20 protein-coding genes and 2 pseudogenes are annotated in these 20,406 nt (G+C 63.3%); 11 read left to right on the top strand and 11 right to left on the bottom strand.

Translation table 11 applies throughout. From position 1 onward, the window contains the following. The first annotated feature begins 26 nt into the window (after positions 1 to 26). On the top strand, positions 27 to 218 hold the full coding sequence (locus tag J5286_RS18535; RefSeq protein ID WP_209191626.1) for a hypothetical protein: 192 nt from the start codon (positions 27 to 29) through the stop codon (positions 216 to 218). Here the strand turns inward: J5286_RS18535 and J5286_RS18530 are convergent. Continuing rightward, the gene (locus tag J5286_RS18530; RefSeq protein WP_209191625.1) at positions 215 to 586 is read right to left on the bottom strand and encodes a nuclear transport factor 2 family protein; all 372 of its coding nucleotides are present in this window, start codon (positions 584 to 586) and stop codon (positions 215 to 217) included. The two genes, J5286_RS18535 and J5286_RS18530, sit on opposite strands and share 4 nt — an antisense overlap. Positions 587 to 754: 168 nt before the next feature. Between J5286_RS18530 and J5286_RS18525 the strand changes: the two genes are divergently transcribed. Continuing rightward, positions 755 to 1,660 carry a sensor domain-containing diguanylate cyclase gene (locus J5286_RS18525; RefSeq protein ID WP_209191624.1) on the top strand — a complete coding sequence of 302 codons (906 nt, stop codon included), beginning with the start codon at positions 755 to 757 and terminating at the stop codon, positions 1,658 to 1,660. On the opposite strand, the gene J5286_RS18520 is transcribed toward J5286_RS18525, so the two are convergent. The 3 genes from J5286_RS18520 to J5286_RS18510 form a co-directional block, all read right to left on the bottom strand. After that, positions 1,657 to 2,283 carry an aminotransferase class IV family protein gene (locus J5286_RS18520; protein ID WP_209191623.1) on the bottom strand — a complete coding sequence of 209 codons (627 nt, stop codon included), beginning with the start codon at positions 2,281 to 2,283 and terminating at the stop codon, positions 1,657 to 1,659. The genes J5286_RS18525 and J5286_RS18520 overlap by 4 nt on opposite strands. A 2-nt stretch (positions 2,284 to 2,285) precedes the next feature. Beyond that, on the bottom strand, positions 2,286 to 3,458 hold the full coding sequence (locus J5286_RS18515; RefSeq protein WP_209191622.1) for an aminodeoxychorismate synthase component I: 1,173 nt from the start codon (positions 3,456 to 3,458) through the stop codon (positions 2,286 to 2,288). 72 nt (positions 3,459 to 3,530) lie between these two features. Further along, entirely contained in the window at positions 3,531 to 5,384 is a 1,854-nt protein-coding gene (locus tag J5286_RS18510) for a M3 family oligoendopeptidase (RefSeq protein ID WP_209191621.1), read from the bottom strand. 209 nt (positions 5,385 to 5,593) lie between these two features. On the opposite strand from J5286_RS18510, the pseudogene J5286_RS18505 reads away from it, so the two are divergent. The 4 genes and pseudogenes from J5286_RS18505 to J5286_RS18495 all read left to right on the top strand — a co-directional run. Next, positions 5,594 to 6,848, top strand: a pseudogene (locus J5286_RS18505) (sigma-54-dependent transcriptional regulator); the annotation flags it as partial. An 86-nt stretch (positions 6,849 to 6,934) separates the two neighbouring features. Continuing rightward, a pseudogene (locus tag J5286_RS31745) lies at positions 6,935 to 7,147 on the top strand (helix-turn-helix domain-containing protein); the annotation flags it as partial. 180 nt (positions 7,148 to 7,327) lie between these two features. Further along, positions 7,328 to 9,244, top strand: a complete 1,917-nt coding sequence (locus J5286_RS18500) for a peptidoglycan L,D-endopeptidase MepK (RefSeq protein WP_209191620.1) — start codon at positions 7,328 to 7,330, stop codon at positions 9,242 to 9,244. A 94-nt stretch (positions 9,245 to 9,338) separates the two neighbouring features. Continuing rightward, positions 9,339 to 10,106: a pyrroline-5-carboxylate reductase gene (locus J5286_RS18495; RefSeq protein ID WP_209191619.1), complete on the top strand. Its 768-nt coding sequence runs from the start codon at positions 9,339 to 9,341 to the stop codon at positions 10,104 to 10,106. A 15-nt stretch (positions 10,107 to 10,121) separates the two neighbouring features. Here J5286_RS18495 and J5286_RS18490 read toward each other — a convergent pair whose 3' ends face one another. Together J5286_RS18490 and J5286_RS18485 are read right to left on the bottom strand one after the other, a co-directional pair. Further along, positions 10,122 to 10,316 carry a hypothetical protein gene (locus J5286_RS18490; RefSeq protein WP_047509466.1) on the bottom strand — a complete coding sequence of 65 codons (195 nt, stop codon included), beginning with the start codon at positions 10,314 to 10,316 and terminating at the stop codon, positions 10,122 to 10,124. Positions 10,317 to 10,418: 102 nt separating this feature from the next. Beyond that, positions 10,419 to 11,531: an NAD(P)/FAD-dependent oxidoreductase gene (locus J5286_RS18485; RefSeq protein ID WP_209191618.1), complete on the bottom strand. Its 1,113-nt coding sequence runs from the start codon at positions 11,529 to 11,531 to the stop codon at positions 10,419 to 10,421. A 263-nt stretch (positions 11,532 to 11,794) separates the two neighbouring features. On the opposite strand from J5286_RS18485, the gene J5286_RS18480 reads away from it, so the two are divergent. Beyond that, positions 11,795 to 13,231 carry an NAD-dependent succinate-semialdehyde dehydrogenase gene (locus J5286_RS18480; RefSeq protein WP_209191617.1) on the top strand — a complete coding sequence of 479 codons (1,437 nt, stop codon included), beginning with the start codon at positions 11,795 to 11,797 and terminating at the stop codon, positions 13,229 to 13,231. A gap of 87 nt (positions 13,232 to 13,318) precedes the next feature. On the opposite strand, the gene J5286_RS18475 is transcribed toward J5286_RS18480, so the two are convergent. From J5286_RS18475 to J5286_RS18465, 3 genes are all read right to left on the bottom strand, one after another. Beyond that, positions 13,319 to 13,582, bottom strand: coding sequence for a DUF2312 domain-containing protein (locus J5286_RS18475; RefSeq protein WP_018899724.1), 264 nt, complete (start codon positions 13,580 to 13,582; stop codon positions 13,319 to 13,321). A 90-nt stretch (positions 13,583 to 13,672) separates the two neighbouring features. Then, the gene (locus tag J5286_RS18470) at positions 13,673 to 13,978 is read right to left on the bottom strand and encodes a DUF1244 domain-containing protein (protein WP_209191616.1); all 306 of its coding nucleotides are present in this window, start codon (positions 13,976 to 13,978) and stop codon (positions 13,673 to 13,675) included. A gap of 15 nt (positions 13,979 to 13,993) precedes the next feature. Next, positions 13,994 to 14,782, bottom strand: coding sequence for an N-formylglutamate amidohydrolase (locus J5286_RS18465; RefSeq protein ID WP_209191660.1), 789 nt, complete (start codon positions 14,780 to 14,782; stop codon positions 13,994 to 13,996). Between the two features lie 244 nt (positions 14,783 to 15,026). Between J5286_RS18465 and J5286_RS18460 the strand changes: the two genes are divergently transcribed. Both J5286_RS18460 and pyk read left to right on the top strand, forming a co-directional pair. Beyond that, positions 15,027 to 15,512, top strand: a complete 486-nt coding sequence (locus J5286_RS18460; protein WP_111563360.1) for a DUF1036 domain-containing protein — start codon at positions 15,027 to 15,029, stop codon at positions 15,510 to 15,512. Continuing rightward, entirely contained in the window at positions 15,512 to 16,951 is a 1,440-nt protein-coding gene (gene pyk, locus J5286_RS18455) for a pyruvate kinase (RefSeq protein WP_047509459.1), read from the top strand. Before J5286_RS18460 ends, pyk begins: the two co-directional genes overlap by 1 nt. A gap of 308 nt (positions 16,952 to 17,259) precedes the next feature. Here pyk and J5286_RS18450 read toward each other — a convergent pair whose 3' ends face one another. Beyond that, positions 17,260 to 17,811, bottom strand: coding sequence for a DUF4865 family protein (locus tag J5286_RS18450; RefSeq protein ID WP_209191615.1), 552 nt, complete (start codon positions 17,809 to 17,811; stop codon positions 17,260 to 17,262). Next, positions 17,808 to 18,227 carry a tautomerase family protein gene (locus tag J5286_RS18445; protein WP_112944877.1) on the bottom strand — a complete coding sequence of 140 codons (420 nt, stop codon included), beginning with the start codon at positions 18,225 to 18,227 and terminating at the stop codon, positions 17,808 to 17,810. The genes J5286_RS18450 and J5286_RS18445 overlap by 4 nt, the downstream gene beginning before the upstream one ends. 106 nt (positions 18,228 to 18,333) lie before the next feature. Here J5286_RS18445 and J5286_RS18440 point away from each other — a divergent pair, with 106 nt between their 5' ends. After that, on the top strand, positions 18,334 to 19,263 hold the full coding sequence (locus tag J5286_RS18440; RefSeq protein WP_209215370.1) for a LysR substrate-binding domain-containing protein: 930 nt from the start codon (positions 18,334 to 18,336) through the stop codon (positions 19,261 to 19,263). Between the two features lie 228 nt (positions 19,264 to 19,491). Further along, a complete protein-coding gene (locus J5286_RS18435; protein ID WP_209191613.1) occupies positions 19,492 to 20,301 on the top strand; it encodes a phytanoyl-CoA dioxygenase family protein in 810 nt (269 codons plus the stop codon). Positions 20,302 to 20,406 lie beyond the last annotated feature (105 nt).

Here is a 20,406-nt window from a genome sequence, read left to right as displayed (position 1 = left end):
GGCAATAGGTGACGAGAGGCCGGGCGATGGCTGATGACGACGAACTGGCGGCGTCTATCGACGCCGCAATATTGGCCGCCGATCGCGGTGAGTTCATTTCCAACGAGGCGATGTGTGCCTGGTTGTCGTCCTGGGGAACCGAGAACGAACTTCCGCCGCCAGAGGTCGATATCCGGAAATCGCCTCGATCAAGCAGCGATCAAAAGCCTCAGGGCTAACGCTCCGGCGTGCCCTGATGGAAGACCATCCGCCACGCGCCGTTGGCGTCGCGGCGCCAGATGGAGCTGCGGAGCGCCCGGACGGGTGGCTCGCCCTGGACGATGCGCTCCGAGCGATAGGTGGCGAGAACCACGTCGGATGCCAGTGTTTGAATTTCGAAATCGGTCAGCTGGCGCGTCGTGCCATCGCTGGGCTCTTCCAGCAGAGCGGTGATGATCTCCTCGTAACGATAAAGGCGACCGGAGCTGCCGATCTCGCGAAAATCCGGTGAGAGCAGGGTCTCCAGCAGGCTGCGCGTGTTGCGGACCGTCTGGTCGAACAACCTCTCCTCGAGCAAACGGATGTGGTCGCGCAGTTCGCTGTTCATTGCCTTACCCCTCCGAAACCGCCAGCCCGGCGACTATCGCCCTCGCGAACCAAGGCGTCGCGTTCCGAAACAACCGAATAGTGCAATTGCGCCGAAACCATCCATCTTCTTTTCAGATTTCAGCGTCAAACTGCGAATCATCTTATATCCACGCCCCGGAACCATCGGATGAACCAGATATCGGAGCGGCTTGCGGAATTGCAGGAGGACAGTTCCGTCCTGATCGCGCTTTATGATCAGGACGATCGTCTGCGCTATGCAAACCCGGCCTTTCGCACGACCTTTGCCTTGGAGCCCGAGGAATGCCCCCTGTGGGCCGACCTGATGCGGCGCAATACGCGCAGCGGCAAGGGCACAATCATCCGGACCTCCGACTTCGAGACCTGGCTGGTCTCGGCGCAATCGCGGCGCGGCAAGCTGCCGTTTCGCGCCTTCGAGACGGATGTGGTCGACGGGCGCTGGCTGTGGATGACGGAGACCGTTCAGAAGGACGGCTGGATGCTCTGCATCGCCAGCGACATCACGCATCTGAAGGCCAGCGAGCGGGATGTCAGGCAGGATCGCGACTTCGCGCTGAAGGCATCGCAGACGGACGAGCTTACCAGCGTCTCCAACCGCCGTTTCATGATGGCGGCGCTCGACAGTCTTGCCAACGGGCATGCCGCGCCGCGGCCCGCGGGTGGTTGCATCTGCATCATCGACCTCGATTTCTTCAAGCGCATCAACGATCTCTACGGGCATCAGACGGGCGACGACGTGCTGGTCGATTTCGCCCGCCGGGTGCATCCCCTCGTGCGCCGGCGCGACAGTTTCGGGCGGATCGGCGGCGAGGAGTTCATGCTTATCCTGCCGGATACGACCCTGGCGCAGGGTGAGCTGATCATCGAGCGGATCTTGACGACGGTGCGCGGCGCCCGGCCGATCCTAAATGTACCGAGTTTCTCCTACACCTGCTCGGCCGGGCTTGCGGAACTGCATCCCGGCGATACCGCGCGCGAGCTTTATGCGCGCGCCGACGAGGCGCTCTATCACGCCAAGCAGGGCGGGCGGGATCGATTGCGGATCGTTGCCTAGTCAGTGAGCCTTGCCGGTATCAGCCCGCGCAGGGAGTTCCCGACATAGAGTTTTCCGGTCATCAGATCATCGCGCGTAATGCGGCCGACGCGGGCCTTGCGCTGGCAGATGAGTTCGGTGCGCAATACGCCTGCCAGCAGGCCGCAGGAGATCGGTGGTGTACGCAGCATGCCCGAGCCATCGTCGAGGAAGATCGAGGTGATCGTGCCCTCGCAGGCCTCGCCGCGCTCGTTCAGCATCAGCACTTCGTCAGCGTCCGCAGTGGTGTATTCGGCGCGCGCGGCCTCGTAGACCGCGCGGCGCGTGGTCTTGATGCGGAGCAGCCTGTCGGCGGAGTCCAGCCGCTGGTCGGCGATGCGGATGGTCCAGCTGGTGTCGGGCGCGAGCGGCGTGAAGGGTGCGGCGGTCACGTCGATAGTCGCGTTCTCGTCGAAGGTCAGCCGGACGCGCTGAGGCGTGGTAGCGTCGGCGACGGCTTGCTGCAATCTTTCGAGCGCACCCGCCGGCTGCGGAAAGCCGATGCGGCGGGCGGAGCGGGTGAGGCGGGCGAGATGCAGGCGCAGGCGGATGAAGCCGGTGTCGGGCTCGTAGCGCAGGGTTTCGATCAGCGAGAAATCGGCCATGGTCAGACGCTCCCCGTTCCTGCGATCGGCTGGTCGCCGATGGCGAAGCGGGCCTTCAGGAGGCATTCCTCATATTCGGCTTCAGCGGTGGAATCGATGACGATGCCGCCGCCGACATTGAAGACGGCGCGGCCGTCGTCAAAGAGCGTGAGCGTGCGGATGGCGACGGAAAAGCGCATGGCGCCCGAGGGTGCGATCATGCCGATGGCGCCGCAATAGACGTCGCGCGGGCCGTCTTCGAGCTCGTGCAGGATCGTCATGGCGCTGATCTTGGGCGCGCCCGTGATTGAGCCGCAGGGGAAGAGGGCGGCGAGGATGTCGCGGATGTCGAGGTTGGGCAGCAGCTTTGCCTGCACGTGGCTCACCATCTGGTGTACCGTAGGATAAGTCTCGATATCGAAGAGTTTTGGGACGTCGAGCGTGCCGACTTCCGTGATGCGCGAGATATCGTTGCGCAAGAGGTCGACGATCATCCGGTTTTCGGCCTGCGTCTTGATGTCGGCGAGCATCGCCTGCTTGATCGCCTCGTCCTCGGCGGGGGTGCTGCCGCGCCTTGCCGTGCCCTTCATCGGATGCGTCTCGATCCAGCCTTCCTCGTCGGTGCGGAAGAAGAGCTCGGGCGAGCGCGACAGGATGACCGGGCCGCCGAGATCGACCAGCGCGCCGTATTTCACCGGCTGGCGTTCGATTAGCGACCAGAAGGCGGCCCGCGGGTCGCCGGACCAGCGGGCCGTAATCGGCATGGTGAGATTGGCCTGGTAGCAATCGCCCTGCATGAGGTGGTGGTGCAGGCGGTCGAAGCGGTTCTGGTAGGTGGCGAAGTCCCATGCGGCTTTCGGCGCGGTCAGGAACTCTTCGTTTTCGAGGCGCTGTGTTGGTTGGGCGAGCGGGTGGCCGCCCGGTTGCGGGTGGTCGAAGACGCCGAAGCACAGGAGCGGGGTCGTGCGGTTCTCGATGGCGAAACCGGCGAGCTTGTCCTCGAAGAGATGGCCGGCTTCGTAGGCGATGTAGCCGGCGAGCCACTTGCCCGCCTTTCTGGCCTCCTCCATGCCGGCGAGGCCGGTAAAGACCTCGGCGCGGGTGTGGGCGACGATGATCTCGGCCGGGTCGGCGAAAAGCATGACCTGGCCGGATGTGTCGTCTCGGAAGAGGATGTGGGGGGCGCGCCCGTTCATGCTGGGTCCTGATTATGAAGCGGTGCGGTGCGGCAATCTCCCTTCTCCCCGGTGGGGAGAAAGGACGACACCTCAGCCCTTATCTAGCGCTTCCAGCTCGTCGATCAGCCCCTCGATCATCGACAAACCCTTGCTCCAGAACGACGGATCGGTGGCGTCGAGGCCGAAGGGCTTGAGGAGTTCGGAGTGATGCTTGGTGCCGCCGGCCTTGAGGAGCTCGAAATACTTGTCCTGGAAACCCTGATCAGCCTTCTGGTAGACGGCGTAGAGCGAGTTTACCAGGCAGTCGCCGAAGGCGTAGGCGTAGACGTAGAAGGGCGAGTGGATGAAGTGGGGGATGTAGGTCCAGTAGGTCTCGTAGCCCTCGGAGATCTTGATCGCCGGGCCGAGGCTTTCGGCCTGGACCGACAGCCATAGCTCGCCGATCTGCTCGGCCGTCAGTTCGCCTTCCTTGCGGGCGGTGTGAACCTTGCGCTCGAATTCGTAGAAGGCGATCTGGCGCACGACCGTGTTGATCATGTCCTCGACCTTCTGGGCGAGCATTGCCTTGCGCTCGCGCTTGTCCTTGGTCTTGTCGAGAAGGGCGCGGAAGGTCAGCATTTCGCCGAAGACGGAGGCGGTTTCGGCGAGTGTCAGCGGCGTCTGGCACATCAGCGCGCCCTGGCCGCCGGCGAGCACCTGGTGCACGCCATGGCCGAGTTCATGGGCGAGCGTCATCACGTCGCGCGGCTTGCCGAGATAGTTGACGAGCACATAGGGATGGGCGGAGGGAACTGTGGGGTGCGCGAAGGCGCCTGGCGCCTTGCCGGGGCGGACCGGCGCGTCGATCCACTCCTCGTCGAAGAAGCGCTTGGCGATCGCGGCCATCTCGGGGGCAAAATTGCCGTAGGCTGAGAGAACGGTGTCCTTGGCCTCGGTCCAGGAGATGACGGCATTGGAGGTTTCCGGCAACGGCGCGTTGCGGTCCCAGAACTCCATCTGATCCATTCCGAGCCACTTCGCCTTCATCGTGTAATAGCGGTGAGACAGGCGCGGATAGGCGTCGCGGACGGCGGCGGCCAGCGCATCGACCACTTCGCGCTCGACGCGGTTGGCGAGGTGCCTTGAATCAGCGATGTCCTCGAAGCCGCGCCAGCGGTCGGAAATGTCCTTGTCCTTGGCGAGCGTGTTGGTGATCAGCGTGAAGATGCGCAGATTGTCCTTGAAGGTCTTGGCAAGCGCCATGGCGCCCTTGCGGCGCACTTCGGGGTCGCGGTCCTGCAGCATGTTCAGCGTCACCTCGATCGACAGCATCTCGCCATCCACCTCGAAGCGCAGCTCCGCCATGGTCTCGTCGAACAGGCGGTTGAAGGCGGCGGCCGAGGTCATCGATTTCTCGAGGAAGAGCTGCTCCAGCTTGTCGTCGAGCTGGTAGGGCTCGTCCTTGCGCAGATCGACCAGCCACGGACGATAGTGGCCGGCATCGGGGTCGTTGGCCATGCAGGCGTCGATCACGGCGTCGTCGATGCGGTTGAGCTCGAGCGTGAAGAACAGCAGGTGGCCGGAGAAATCGGTGATCTTCGCCTGCACGTCGCCATAAAGCTTGCCGTTGGCCGGGCTCGACGTGTCGGAGAAATAGGTGAGGCCCGCGAATGAGCCGAGGCGGCCGATGATGTCGTCGAGCGCTTCATATTCCTTCAGCGCCTGGCCGATGCCGTCTGCGCCCTTCCTGGTCGCGGCGTCCGAGAGCTTGCCCTTCCACTTGGCTTCGAAGGCAAGAGAGTCCTTTTCTGCCTTCGCCATGTCGGCCTTGAAGGCGTCGGAGGTGGCAGAAGGATAGAGGTCCTGAAGCTTCCAGGTCGGGAGGTCGCCGAGTTCGATCGCCTTCGCGGAACCGGCATTGCTTACCGAAAAGTTGTATTCGGCGCCGAAGAGCGGGTTTTTCATGAGCGGGATCCTCTTCCTATTTTACGACAGGTCTGACTGTCTAAGCGCCCAAAGCCTTGGCATCAAGGGGCTTTTCGTCGCGCAGGAGCGTCGTTTCGAGGCGAATCCGCCTTCGTCACAAACGTTAAAATGCGATTATTTCTCAAAACTGGATGTTCAAGCCTTTCTGCGACATTGCCATTCAAGGTTTCGCATGAAGTGAGGCAGCAATGACCGGTTACAACGAGCACAAGGGTGCAGCGCAGATACTTGTCGTCGAAGACGATCCTGTACAGCGCAGACTGCTGAAGAACGCCATCGAGCGTCACGGACACGTCGTCCACCAGGCAGAGAATGGCCGGATCGGTCTTGAGATGGTGAAGAGGGCCGGTGGCCTCTACAACGTCATCGTTCTCGACCTGATGATGCCCGAGATGACAGGCCTCGAGTTTCTCGAGGCGATCCATGCCTTCGGTACGCAAATTCCCGTGATCGTCCAGACCGGGCAGGGCGGGATCGAGACCGTGGTGCAGGCGATGCGCGCCGGTGCCTTCGATTTCGTCGTCAAGCCCGTCTCGCCGGAGCGGATTTCCAATTCGATCGCCAATGCGCTGAAGCTCGATCAACGCGAGGTAAAGGCACGCGCCGGACGGCGTTCGCGCTCCGGTGCCGTCGGCTTCGACGATATCGTGTCGGCAAGCCCAGCGATGATCCGCGTGCTGGATCTCGCCCAGCGCGCCGCGCAATCCAACATTCCCGTCGTGCTCGAAGGTGAATCCGGCGTAGGCAAGGAGCTGGTGGCCCGCGCCATCCAGTCCGGCAGCGATCGCTCCGGCAAGCCCTTCGTCACCGTCAACTGTGGCGCCATTCCGCACAATCTGGTCGAGAGCATTCTCTTCGGCCATGAGAAGGGTGCCTTTACCGGCGCTACGGAGCGGCATGTCGGCAAGTTCATGGAAGCCGATGGCGGCACCATCTTCCTCGACGAGATCGGCGACCTGCCGCTCGACGTGCAGGTGAAGCTGTTGCGCGCCGTGCAGCAGGGCGAGATCGAGACCGTTGGCGCGCGCACCGCGCACAAGGTCAACGTCCGCCTGATCTCGGCGACCAACAAGGACCTGATCGAAGAGGTCAAGAACGGCCACTTCCGCGAGGATCTCTACTATCGCCTCAACGTGTTCCCCATCACCATCCCGGCGCTGCGCAAGCGCAAGGAAGACATTCCGCATCTGGTGCGGGTGTTCACGGAGCGCTTCTCGAGCGAGCAGAAGAACGGCAACCGGATGACGGTCAATGCCGGCGCGCTGGCGCTCCTCACCGCCTACGACTGGCCGGGCAACATCCGGCAGCTGGAAAACGCGATCTTCCGCGCCGTGGTTCTGGCCGATGGTCCGGAGCTGACGGAAGCAGACTTCCCGCAGATCGCGGCGCAGCTTCCGGAATACGACGTGGTCGATCACCTGGCGCTGGTTGCCGACAACAGCAGCAATGTTCGCCTCGGCGAGATCGCCGCTGCCGAGTTCGGTGTCTCGCAGACGGTGGCCGACAATGTCGCGGCGCGGATCAACGACGCTCCCGACAACGCGATTTCGAGCACCAATCCATCAGGCGACGTGCGCAAGCTAGCCGATGTCGAAGAAGAGCTGATCCGATTCGCGCTCAAGTTCTATCGTGGCCAAATGAGCCAGGTTGCGCGCAAGCTGGGCATCGGACGCTCGACGCTTTACAGAAAGTTGAAGGACTACGGGATCGACCCGGACAACCCGCAAAAGGACGCTGCATAGGGTGTTTCAGTTAAGATTCCGGCAATCATCTTTTGTTACCAATCATAAACCACTTGTTAGTGGCCTGTTCACTATGTAAAGAAAAGGTTGATCATGTGTGGCATTTTTGCCATCGTGTGACCGCATTTCACAGTCAAGGGTCAGATTGAGGGACCATCGGCTGTCTGACGGGGATTGAGTTTGCCGGATCTGAATTGGAATACGAAGCCTTCGCGCCCGACATGGCGCAACAGGTGCGCAGACCTTTGCGGAAAGGTGACAAGGACGGCTATGGCCGCCCTTCTCGCAGTTGCAGTTTCGTCCCCGGTGCTCGTCGGCTCCAGTACGCCGTCGCAAGCGGCGGGCGAAACGCGTAGTCTCAAGCTTTACTTCATTCACACGGGTGAAAAGGCTGTCATCACCTATAAGCGCAACGGCAGGTTCGACCCCAAGGGTCTCGAGCAGCTGAACCGCTTCCTTCGCGACTGGCGCAAGAACCAGCCGACGAAGATGGACCCGCGCCTCTTCGACCTGATCTGGGAAGTCTACCGCCAGAGCGGTTCCAAGGATTACATCAACGTCGTCTGCGGTTTCCGTTCGCCGGGCACCAACGCCATGCTGAAGAACCGCTCGCGCAATTCCGGTGTCGCCGAGAAGAGCCAGCACATGCTCGGCAAGGCGATGGACTTCTTTATTCCTGACGTGAAACTGGCGACTTTGCGCGCGATCGGCATGAAAATGCAGGTCGGCGGCGTTGGTTTCTATCCGAAATCCGGTTCGCCCTTCGTGCACATGGATGTCGGCGGCGTTCGCGCATGGCCGCGCATGAACCGCGACGAACTCGTCCGTCTCTTCCCGAACGGCAACACGATGCACATCCCGGCCGACGGCAAGCCGCTGCCGGGTTATGAGCAGGCGGTCGCCGATTACAAGCGTCGCGTGAGCGACAGCTCGGTGCAGATGGCAAGCTCCGGCGCCTATACCGGCTCGGCCAGCGAAGAGCGCAAGAAGCCGAAGACCTTGTTTGCAGCCCTGTTTGGCGGTGGCGCGGATGAGGAAGAGGATAACTCCGACGACAGCACGCCAGCAGTCGCCGTTGCCAAGGCAACGCCGCCGAAGGCCGCCGATATGCCGAACGCGGCTGATCCGAGCCAGGGTGCACCGGCTCAGGCAGAAGCTTCGCAGCAGACTGAAGTCGCAAGCGTCAACGCGCCGATCCCGCAGGTGCGGCCGGCGTTCGCAAATCAGCCTGGCGGCAGCGAAGTGGCCAGCGCCCTTGTCGCTCCGCAGTCGGGTAATGCAGCGCAGGATGCTCTCGCCGCTGTGACCGATCAGGGCCAGCAGGGCTATGCCGATCTCAGCGCGTATAGCGTTCCGGTGCCTTCGCTCCTCGGCGCACGTCGTTCTCCGGGAGACGCGGAAGTCGCTTCAGCCGATCCGGCTGCCGCGATGACGGGGAATCTCGCGGCAGTGCCGACGCCGGCTGAGCGTCCGGCTCTTGCAGAAAAGCTCCTGGCGGCGGCGAATGCCGATCCGGAAGCCGGTGTCGATGAGGCAGATCAGCAGGGTACGCTTTCTCCAGCCGTTGCCGATGCTCTCAATCAGCAGAACTCTGCCAATCACGGCCAGCTTGCAGCCAACCAGCCGCCGGTATCGAGCGTCGAACAGGCTATAAACGCAGCGATGCCGCAAAAGGTTCCGGCCGAAAAGCCGCCGGTGCAGCTGGCAGCGCTTGCGCCCGCGACCAAGTCGGCAAGCTTCGGCGATGCCTTCGATGTGCCGAAGCCGGCAATCGAGCCGAGTGCTGCTCAGAGCCTGCCTTCGAAGGGTGGCCGGCCGACAAAGCATGAAGCCGCCGAGGCCGATGCCAGCCGCGCGACTGTGACCACCGAGCCGAAGCTGACGCAGAAGATCATCTCGCAGTGGGCGCTCAGCAACGCGCGCATGGAAATGGTGACCAAGCCGGTCAAGGCACCGCGTTTCGTAAGCCAGACGCTGCGCGCGCAGCCGAAGGCCGTCTATGCCGAGGGCTTCACCAAGACGGCGTCGATCGATACGGGCCGCTTCAGCGGCACGGCGGTGAACTTCATGGAAGTGCGCAAGTTCGAATCGAACTGAGCCATCTTCCAGATCAGACAGTCAGAACCGTCGGAGCGATCCGGCGGTTTTTTGTTGGTGGCGCGGGATGCGCGACTTCGAAGGGAGAGCGGTGATGAAGATTGGGTTCGTGGGTACGGGGACGATCACCGAGGCCATGGTTAAAGGGATGCTTGGCTCGTCTCTCGACCTGTCGCGGATCACCGTTTCGCCGCGCAATGGCGAGATCGCCGCACGTCTTGCCGCGTCGTCGCCGCTGGTCGAGATCGGCGCCGACAACCAGGCCGTGGTCGATGCCGCCGATATCCTGTTCCTGGCGATCCGGCCGCAGATCGCCGAGGAGGTCATCAAATGCTTGCGCTTTCGTGCCGGGCAGTGCGTCGTCAGCGTTGTCGCTGCCACTGACCGGGCGAAGCTCGAGGACTGGATCGATGCGCCTGTCGAAATCACCCAGGCCATTCCGCTGCCCTTCGTTGCCGAGCGCGCCGGGGTGACGGCGATCTATCCTGGGAATGATACGGTGGCTGCGATCTTTTCGGCGCTGGGCAGTGCCGTCGCCTGCGAGACACGCGCGGAGTATGATCTGCTGGCGGCCGCAAGCGCGCTGATGGCCACCTATTTCGGCATTCTCGACCGCACCACCGGCTGGCTCGCCGATCAGGGGATGCCTGCGGACAAGGCGCGGGCCTATCTGGCGCCACTATTTCTCAGCCTCGCGCAGGAGGCGGTGAAGCATGGCGAGACGCCGCTCACCGAACTCAAGGAAGAGTTCTCCACCAAGGGCGGCTTGAACGAGCAGGTCTTCGAGGATTTCGACCACAAGGGCGGCAGCGGCGCGCTGATCGCGGCACTCGATCGCGTGCTGGCGCGGATCAAGGGGTAGGGCGTCACGCCCGCTTCAGGGCTTGCCGGGATTGTCGTTGGCGGTCGTGCGAAACTGTTCGTCCTCGAGTACGCGCGCGCCGGTATCGAGCACCCGGATGACCATCTCGTAGATGTTGAGCGCGCGTTTGCTCGAGGGCATGCTGTTGTCGAGAATCGTGAGCGCCTGGCGCAGGCGCTCGGCCAGTTCCTTGTCGGTGATCGTTTTCACGAAATGCGCTCCGCAAGTTGCCTATCGGACGTCACAATCTACCGCGAATTGCGTGGTGAAGCCACTATCCGAAGGTTGGAGACGGGCGTTATGCGCCACCTTTCAGTCGGCAATCTCGGACATGACGTGTTCGGCGATTGCAAGCGACGAGGTAAGGCCCGGGCTCTCGATGCCATAGAGATGCACCATGCCGCTGACGCCGTGGACGGATGGGCCGTGAATGGCGAAGTCGGCGGCGGGCTGGCCGGGGCCGGAGAGTTTGGGGCGGATGCCGCTATAGGCCGGTTGCAGGCAGTTGTCGGGCAGACCGGGCCAGTAGCGGCGGATCTCGTCGTAGAACCGCTCGCAGCGCGTCGGATCGACCTCGTAGTCGACGGCGTCGATCCACTCGACATCGGGGCCGAAGCGGATGGAACCACCAAGATCCATGGTCAGGTGCACGCCGAGGCCGCCATCCTCCGGCACCGGGTAGATCAGCCGCGAGAAGACGTTGCGCGTCGGGGCGGCGAAGTAGTTGCCCTTGGCGAGGTGGAGCTTCGGCACCGTTCCGTGATCGAAGCCCGAGACGAGCCGGGCGAGATCGTTTGCGTGCAGGCCGGCGGCGTTGATGAAATGGCGCGAGGCGACGTCGTATTCCTCGCCGCTCGTCTTGTCGCGGGTGCGCAGGACGAAGCGGTTGTCGGTGGCCTCGCCTGATACGATCTCGGTGTTGACGGCGATGAAGGCGCCGTTCTCCTCGGCATCCCCACGCAAGGAGAGCATCAGCGCGTGGCTGTCGATGATGCCGGTCGAGGGCGAGACGAGGGCGGCGACGCAGCTCAGCGCCGGTTCGCGCGCCATTGCCTCCTCGCCGGAGATCAGCACAAGGTCGTCGACGCCGCATTCGGCCGCCTTGATGCGGATGGCTTCCAGTTTTTCGACCTGCGCCGGGCTGGTCGCGACGATGAACTTGCCGCAGCGGGCGTGGGGGATGCGCCTGTCCTCGGCGTAGCGATAAAGCTTTCCGCGGCCTTCGATACAGAGCGGTGCCTTCAGCGATCCGGGCGGGTAATAGATGCCGGCGTGGATGACTTCGGAATTGCGGGAGCTGGTCTCCATGCCGATCATCGGGTTGGCCTCGATGACCAGTGTCTCCAGACCGCGCATCGCGGCTTCGCGCGCGATCGCCAGCCCGATTACGCCGGCACCGGCAATGATGCAGCCGACCTCATCCATATGCTTTTCTCCCGCGATGTCATGTTCAGTACATCAATCCGGGGCATGGTCAAAGTCCTGCAATCGTAGAGCTTTTGGCGTAGCGCTTTTGGCATAAGTGGCATGACCGATTGGGGGGAGACACAGGCCCATTTCGGTTTATAACGTCGCATGCTCTGAGAAACAGCATCCGTTCGGCCTATATGAGGCATGTGCGGAGCGCGCCCCCGGCGCGCCGTTCGCTGTCCGACAAATTGATTTGATGAAGACGACAAGGAATAATCATGCAGACCTATCCCGATGTGAAGCTGTTCATCGACGGCGAATGGAAGAATGCCGCCTCCGGCAAGACGCTGCCCGTTACCGACCCGGCCACGGGTGAGACCATCGGCACCATTCCGCATGCCTCCCGCGAGGATCTCGACGCCGCACTCGCCGCAGCCGACAAGGGCTTCCGCGTCTGGCGCGATACCTCGCCCTTCGACCGCTCGAAGATGATGCGCCGCGCCGCCGACCTGTTGCGCGAGCGTAAGGAAACCATCGCCTGGATGATGACGCGCGAGCAGGGCAAGCCGCTAGCGCAGTCGCTCATTGAAATTGCTGGTGCCGCCGACGTCATCGACTGGTTCGCCGAAGAAGCGCGCCGTACCTATGGCCAGGTCATTCCGTCGCGCGCGCCGAATGTTACCCAGCTGGCGATCAAGTCGCCGGTCGGTCCGGTTGCTGCGTTCACGCCGTGGAATTTCCCGATCAACCAGGTGGTGCGCAAGCTTTCGGCCGCTATCGCCGCCGGCTGCTCGATCATCGTCAAGGCGCCCGAGGAAACCCCGGCATCGCCGGCTGAACTCATCCGCGTCTTCGCCGATGCCGGCATTCCCAATGGTGTCGTCAACCTCGTTTACGGCATTCCGGCCGAGATCTCCGAATATCTGATCTCGCACCCCGTCATCCGCAAGATCTCGTTCACCGGCTCGACGCCTGTTGGCAAGCAGCTGGCGGCGCTGGCCGGCCTGCACATGAAGCGGGCGACGATGGAGCTTGGTGGTCACGCTCCGGTCATGGTGTTTGATGACGCCAATGTCGATCAGGCCGTGTCGATCATGGCCGGCTCGAAGTTCCGCAATGCCGGCCAGGTCTGCGTCGCGCCGACGCGCTTCCTGGTGCAGGACGGCGTGATGGATCAGTTCACGGATGGCTTCGTGAAGGCTGCCCAGGCGGTCAAGGTCGGCAACGGCCTCGACGCCGGCGTCGAGATGGGTCCGCTCGCCAATGAGCGCCGTATCCCGGCTCTCGAAGAGCTGATCAACGATGCCGTCTCGAAGGGCGCAGAGCTCAAGACCGGCGGCCGGCGTATCGGCAACACCGGCAACTTCTTCGAGCCGACGGTGCTTGCCAACGTGCCGCTTTCGGCGCGCGTGATGAATGAGGAGCCTTTCGGCCCGCTCGCCATCATCAACCGCTTCTCGACGCTCGACGACGCGATCACCGAAGCAAACCGCCTGCCGTTCGGCCTGGCTTCCTTCGCCTTCACCAGCTCGAGTGCCACCGCGCAGGCACTTGGCCGCCGGGTCGAAGCCGGCATGCTGTCGATCAACCACAACGGTCTCGCCCTGCCGGAAGTGCCGTTCGGCGGCATCAAGGATTCGGGCTACGGCACGGAAGGCGGCTCGGAAGCAATCAACGCCTATCTCGACGTGCGCTACGTCACACAGCTCGGCTGATTGTCGAGCAGAGAGACAAAAAGAAAGCCGCCGGGGCGACCCGGCGGCTTTTTCATTGGGTTCGATCGTATTGATCGTGAGCGGAAATCAGGCTTCTGCCGGACCTTCGATCATGCCGAGAGCGGCGAGGTAGGTGTCGAGGATCGCTTCTTCCTCGAGGCGCTCCTGCTCATCCTTCTTGCGCAGCGCGATGACCTTCTTCAGGATCTTGGTGTCGAAGCCGGTTCCCTTGGCTTCGCCGTAGACGTCCTTGATATCGTCGGCGATGGTCTTCTTTTCTTCTTCCAACCGTTCAATGCGCTCGATGAAAGCGCGAAGCTGGTCGCGGGCAACGCCGTGGGCATCAGACATCGTGTTCTCCTGCTAGGGGGATAAAAATTCGGATGGCGTTGACTGCCGTGAAGATCAGCCGGGGTCAAGCCTATTCGACAGAGCCGGGGCTCATTTGTGCGGGTTGTTGCTTTCGAATGCGGCTTTTTGTTGGGGCGTCGCTTCACTCTGGTAGCGGCTTTTCCACTCGTCGAAGGGCATGCCGTAGACGATCTCGCGGGCCTCGTCCTTCGTCAGTTCGACGCCATCGGCATCGGCCGCGTCCTTGTACCAGTTCGACAGGCAGTTGCGGCAGAAGCCGGCCAGATTCATCATGTCGATGTTCTGAACGTCGGTGCGTTCACGCAGATGCGCGACGAGGCGGCGAAAGGCGGCGGCTTCGAATTCGGTCTGTTGTTCCTTGCTGAGCTCGGTCACTTTGCTCTCCTATCGTCAGTATGGGCCGGTGCGCGAGGCGTGCACCTGGTATTGATGCAGCGCCGGGTCGGCGTTCATGGTCGCGAAGATCGGCGCCAGCCGGTCCGCCCAAGCGGCGATGCCTGCCGTGTCGCCGATCAGGTCCTGGCGAACCTCCAGCAGCGCGTGCGGGATGCCCGTGACCATGCAATGCTGGTACATGGTGTCACCCTTCAGCGCGCCATCATAGGGCTCGTTATCGCCGATCACCAGATCGGGATCGGCGCGCAGCAAGTCAAGAAGCGGGGCGACGGCGCGGTGGTCGCTGTCCCACAACACGGCGGCGTGCCACGGGCGCGGCACGTTTTTCCAGGCGGGCGTGAATGAATGCAGCGAGAGAACCAGCGGCGCCTTGCCGGTGGCGGCTGCGACCTTCGCAATCGTCTCGCTGACGGCATTGTGATAGGGGCGGTGGAAATTGGCGATGCGGCCGTTCCACTCCTCGTCTGATATCGGGTGATTGCCCGGAATGATGGCGCCGTCGGAGATCTTCATGATCAGCGTCGGGTCGTCCTCGCCCCGGTTCGGGTCGATCAGCAATCTGGAGAAGCCGCCGAGCACGGCGGGCACGCCAAGCTTCTCAGACAATGCCCGCGTCAGCCCCTCGATGCCGATGTCATAGGCGATGTGGCGGGCAAAGGCGCTCTCGGGCAGGCCCAGGCTGCCATAGCGTTCCGGCAGGCGGTTCATTGCATGATCACCCAGGAGCACCATACCCCTGTCATGATGTCCGCCTAGAATTTCGAAGGATTGGAAGTCGTTCATCGAGGACAATGCCATTGACTGTTTGCAAGCGTGTCTCTGATCGCACGGGCAGGGGAAGGGTTCAAGCGCGCCCCGTGATCAAACACCTGGCAATCACTTCGCCGTGGCTTGGCAATCTCCGCGCGATCCTTGCGGCGGCGACTGCGCCTCTTGTTTGATGTCAGAAATATAATCGATTAGCATTGCGTTGACTTTCGCCGGGAGGCAGCGCAAGAAGGCACGACAACGAATAACCGGGAGCCAATTGGAAGTCGTGTTGATCCAGACCGCGCCATGTTTCCTTACGCGTTCCGGGCCGCTTGCCCGTTTTGCTCTTTTTGTTCTCGCGGCGTTCTCGCCGTTCTTCATTGCCGATGTGGCGCGTGCTGATTTTCGCGTCTGCAACGGTACGCAGAATCTAGTCGGCGTGGCGATCGGGTACCGGGCCAAGGACGGCTGGATGACGGAAGGCTGGTGGCAGGTCCCGGCAACGACCTGCGCGACACTGATCGAGGGAGAGCTTCAGTCTCGCTACTACTACCTCTACGCCGAAGACGCCGCCCGGGGAGGACGATGGACGGGCGACGTGCAGATGTGCGTGGCGGAGAACGAATTCAAGATCACGGGCGTCAATGATTGCTACGCCCGTGGCTATCAGAAGATGGGGTTCAAGGAATATGACACGGGCCGCCAGGGCAGCTGGATGGTTCAACTTTCCGATACCCCAGGCACCCAGGAAAGTCCGAACTGATGAAGCGTAACCGCAAAGTAAAAATCCTCGCAACGCTCGGACCCGCCTCGTCCGAAGAAGCGATGATCGAGAAGCTGCACCAGGCCGGTGCCGACGTTTTCCGCATCAACATGAGCCATGCGAGCCATGACACGATGCGCACGCTGATCCAGCGCATCCGCGCCGTCGAAGCGCGCAGCGGCCGCCCGATCGGCATTCTCGCCGACCTTCAGGGTCCGAAGCTGCGCGTCGGCAAGTTCGCCGACGTCAAGGTCGACCTGAAGCCGGGCGACACCTTCACGCTCGACAACAACGACACCCCCGGCGACAAGAACCGCGTGTTCCTGCCGCATCCCGAAATTCTCGAAGCCGTGAAGCCGGGCGACCGCCTGCTGATCGACGATGGCAAGCTCGCCTTGCGCGCTGAAAAGTGCGACGGCAAGAGCATCGTCACGACCGTCATCTCCGGCACCCGGATTTCGGACCGCAAGGGCGTCAGCCTTCCCGACACGATCCTCACCGCGGGCGTCCTGACCGACAAGGACCGTGCCGACCTTGACGCGGTTCTCGCAACCGATGACGTCGACTGGGTCGCACTCTCCTTCGTGCAGCGTCCCGAGGATCTGGTCGAAGTGCGCAAGATCGCCCGCGGCCGCGTTGGCCTGATGGCGAAGATCGAAAAGCCGCAGGCAATCGAGCGGATCGAAGAGATCATCGAGCTCTCCGACGCGCTGATGGTCGCCCGTGGCGATCTCGGTGTCGAAATGCCGCTCGAATCCGTTCCCGGCATCCAGAAGCAGCTGATCCGCGCCTGCCGCCGTTCGGGCAAGCCCGTCGTCGTCGCCACGCAGATGCTGGAATCGATGATCTCGGCGCCGGTCCCGACCCGCGCCGAAGTCTCCGACGTCGCGACCGCCGTCTTCGAAGGCGCCGATGCCGTCATGCTCTCTGCCGAATCCGCGTCCGGCGATTATCCTGTTGAAGCCGTCTCGACGATGGCATCGATCGCCAGCACCATCGAGCGCGAGCCGCACTATCCCGGCATCATCTACGCCCAGCGCGCCCAGGCAGAAGCCACCGGCGCCGACGCGATTTCGCTGGCGGCCCGCCAGATCGCCGAAACGCTGCGCCTGTCGGCCATCGTCTGCTACACCTCGTCGGGCACGACGGGCCTGCGCGCCTCGCGCGAGCGTCCGCAGGTGCCGATCCTGGCGCTGTCGCCTGTTATTCAGACCGCACGCCGCCTCGCCATTGTCTGGGGCCTGCACTGTGTGGTCACGCATGACGCGACCGACCTCGACGACATGGTCAACCGCGCCTGCCGCATCGTCGCCGACGAAGGCTTCGGCAAGCCGGGCGACCGCATCATCATCTCGGCCGGCGTGCCGCTCGGGACACCGGGCGCGACGAACATGCTGCGCATCGCCTATATCGGTTCGGATGGCCAGAGCGGGTTTTGATCCGGATTTGGTATGATTGAATTGAGAACCCGCTGCCTCCTGGAGGTGGCGGGTTTTTTCGTTGTCGGGTTGTGGTGGGTCGCTGGCTTGGTGCGTGGAATACCCCCCTCTGTCCTGCCGGACATCTCCCCCACAAGGGGGGAGATCGACTCGTGGCTTGCTCCCCAATTAAACAATGAAGGTTGGAGCGAGCGGCCGCGCCCAGCCAATCTCCCCACCCGTGGGGGAGATGCCCGGCAGGGCAGAGGGGGGCAACGCACCCACTGACCTCTCGATCAGCATTTCATGCCTGTCCCGCGAATAACCAGTCAAGGCAGCGACACGTGACCGACGCGATAGATCCGCGTCGACGGCGACACAGCAGGCGCGTCCGCGTGCAATGCGAACCGCACCATCGTCCAACCCGAGGGATCGAACGCTGCGACGGAGGCGAGCACGCCGGGCTGATCCAACCGCTCCCGCGCGTGGGCCGTCTCGCTTTGACGAACGGATGCGAGCGACACCTCAGTACCCAGCGTCAAGATCTCGCGCGTGGCGAAACGCGCCTCGGCCACATCCGGCGCCACATCGCCATGCCAGACAATCCACGTCGCCACCTGCGGCCGGCCGAAGGATTGGCTGACGGCCTCAAAACCGGGGCCGCAGAGGAAGTCGCTCGCGCCTTCAGCGTGCCGCCAGAGATAGAAGGGCGCGTAGAGATTGTCGGTCGCGCCGAGTTCGCCCTTGCGCGCCGTGAGATAGGCCTTGAAGCCGAGCTTTGGGAAGCCGTCGGTCATCGGGCCCTTGTCGCGGATGCGGCGGTCGATGATCGCCATGTCGTAATCGGCGGGCAGGGTGAAAGCGTATTGCATCGCGATCATGGCGCGGTCTCCATTGCGCGGATTTCCCAGCCGGGCTCCAGCATTTGCTGCCCACCATTGCCGAAAGACCACTCGTCCGGCGCCGTGGTGTTGACGACGATCATCACATCCTCAGGCCGCAGGCCCGGCGACTGGCCGAGCAGTTCGACCGCGCGCTTGAAGAAGGCGGTGCGCGCCTCCGCTGTGCGCGGCTTGCCGGCGGTGATGGCGATCAGCACGAAATCGTCGGAGCGCGGACCGGCGAGATAATTGCGGTCGAAGATCAGTTCGCCCCGATCGTGCTGGTGGATGATGTGAAAGCGATCGGCCGGCGGCACGTTGAAGGTTTCCACCATGGCGCGGTGGAGGCTCTCGGAGAGAGCCGCGATGTAATCCGGCGACTTGCCTTTCAGAAGCGAGATACGAGTGAAGGGCATGTTTGCCTCCTTTTCCCAGATGTTGACAGGAAGAGGATCGCACGGCACGATAATGCAGAAAATCAGAATATAATGGATTGTCGATCCTGAAAATATGGACTGTTTCATGCGCCGGACGATCTTCGACCTCGACGTTCTCAGAACCTTCGTGACCGGCATGGAGCTCGGCAATTTCGCGCGAGCCGCCGACCGGCTAGGGCGCTCGACCTCGGCGATCAGCGCGCAACTGAAGAAGCTGGAGGAGCAGGCGGGCACGCCGATCTTCCGCAAATCCGGCCGCGGCCTGGCGCTGACCGATGCCGGTGAAACCATGCTCGGCTATGCGCGCCGGCTGCTGGAACTGAACGACGAGGCTGCGGCGGCCGTGCACAGCGTCGAGCTGGAGGGCTGGGTGCGGCTGGGGCTGCAGGAAGATTTCGGCGAGACGCTGCTGCCTGAGGTGCTCGGCCGTTTCGCACGGGCGCATCCGAAGGTACGCATTGAGGCGCGCGTGGTGCGCAACGTCGAGCTGATCGAGCGGGTGATGTCTGGCAAGCTGGACCTTGCGCTCGCCTGGAGCGACGGGACGCTGACGTCGCATTGCGACCGGATCGGCGAGGTGCCGATGCGCTGGATCGGGTCGGCTGCCGTGTCATCGGGGTGGGACCCGGCGAGCGGGGAGCCGCTGCCGCTCGCCGCACTCGAGGCGCCCTGCCTGATGCGCAGCGCGGCGACCAGGGCGCTGGATGCGGCGGGCATTTCCTGGCGGCTCGCCTTTGTGAGCCCCAGCCTCGGCGGCTTGTGGGCGGCGACGGCGGCGGGGCTCGGCATCACGCTGCGCACGCCGGTCGGCCTGCCTGGGAAGGTGAGGCCGATCATGGCAGAGGAACTGGCGCTGCCTGAATTGCCGGGGCTCGGATTGGTGCTGCATCGCGCCGAGGCCGAGAGCGCGCCGGCGGTGGCGAGGCTAGCGGGGTTGGTGCGGCAGTCGGTTTCGGATGTGCTTGGCGAGGTTGCAAGGCCCGTTGCGGCCAGTGCGGTGCGGATGGCACGGTAGGGGCGCGGTTGACCCGTTGGCCGGCCGCTGTTAGCCTTCAGCCACCATGATGACCCTCACGCTCAACATCGCTTCGGTCTTCTTCTTGAGCCGCTAGTGGCTCGGCCACCACTGTGGCCCCGAAGACGCGACCGCAACCCGGCCCTTCGGCCGGCAGCGGCGCTTGACCGAAATCCGCCTCCTGTCAGACGAGCGACGCTCCGGGGAGGCGCAGATGGAGCAATTTCCATGACCGACAAAACCTATCCGCCTGTGCTCAGCGCGGCCGAGATCGAGCTGTTCATCGAGAACGGTTTTATCCGCATCGACAACGCCTTTCCACGCGAACTGGCGAAGCAGGCGCGCGATATCATGTGGCGCGACATTCCCTGCGATCGCGACGATCCCTCAACCTGGACCCATCCCGTTGTCAGACTTCCCGGCTACGGCGGCGGACCGTTTGCCGCGGCGGCCAACACGCCGGTGCTGCACCAGGCATTTGATCAGTTGGTGGGCAAGGGGCGGTGGCTGCCGCGCGATGGGCTCGGCAGCTTTCCGGTAAGGTTTCCGCATCCCGATGATCCCGGGGATGCCGGCTGGCATGTGGATCTGAGCTTCGCCGGGGAGACGGGCGACCCGAACGAGCGCAGCGATTTCTCGGCGTGGCGCGTGAACGTCACCTCGCGGGACCGGGCGTTGCTGATGCTCTTCCTGTTCTCCGATGTCGGCGAGGAGGATGCGCCGACGCGGATCCGGGTGGGCTCGCACAAGGACATGGCGCGCTATCTGGCGCCGGCGGGCGAGGCGGGGCGGTCGCATATGTATCTGGAGCAGATGGGGGCCGAGCGGCCGCAGGCGCTGGCGACGGGGGCGGCGGGTACGGTCTATCTGTGCCATCCGTTCTTGGTGCATGCTGCGCAGATGCATCGCGGCAGGACCCCGCGCTTCATGGCGCAGCCACCGCTTGGGCTACGGCAGCCGTTTTCGCTGGAGCGGGCGGATGGGGATTATTGCCCGGTGGAGGTGGCGATCCGGCGGGGGCTTGCGGAGGGGGATTGAGCCGGTTGATAGGGCCTAATCGCGGGCTTGGTGTGGTGCCGTGCGGTAGGGCTCGGCGGGTGAGTTCGTCGTTGGCTTGGAGGGGGGTAACACGCCCGCCGAGAC

Origin of the sequence: Rhizobium sp. 16-488-2b, assembly GCF_017741815.1 — a bacterium.
GTDB lineage: Bacteria > Pseudomonadota > Alphaproteobacteria > Rhizobiales > Rhizobiaceae > Rhizobium.
The sequence above is the reverse complement of the archived record's forward strand: the minus strand, read 5'-3'. Positions and strand labels throughout refer to the sequence as shown.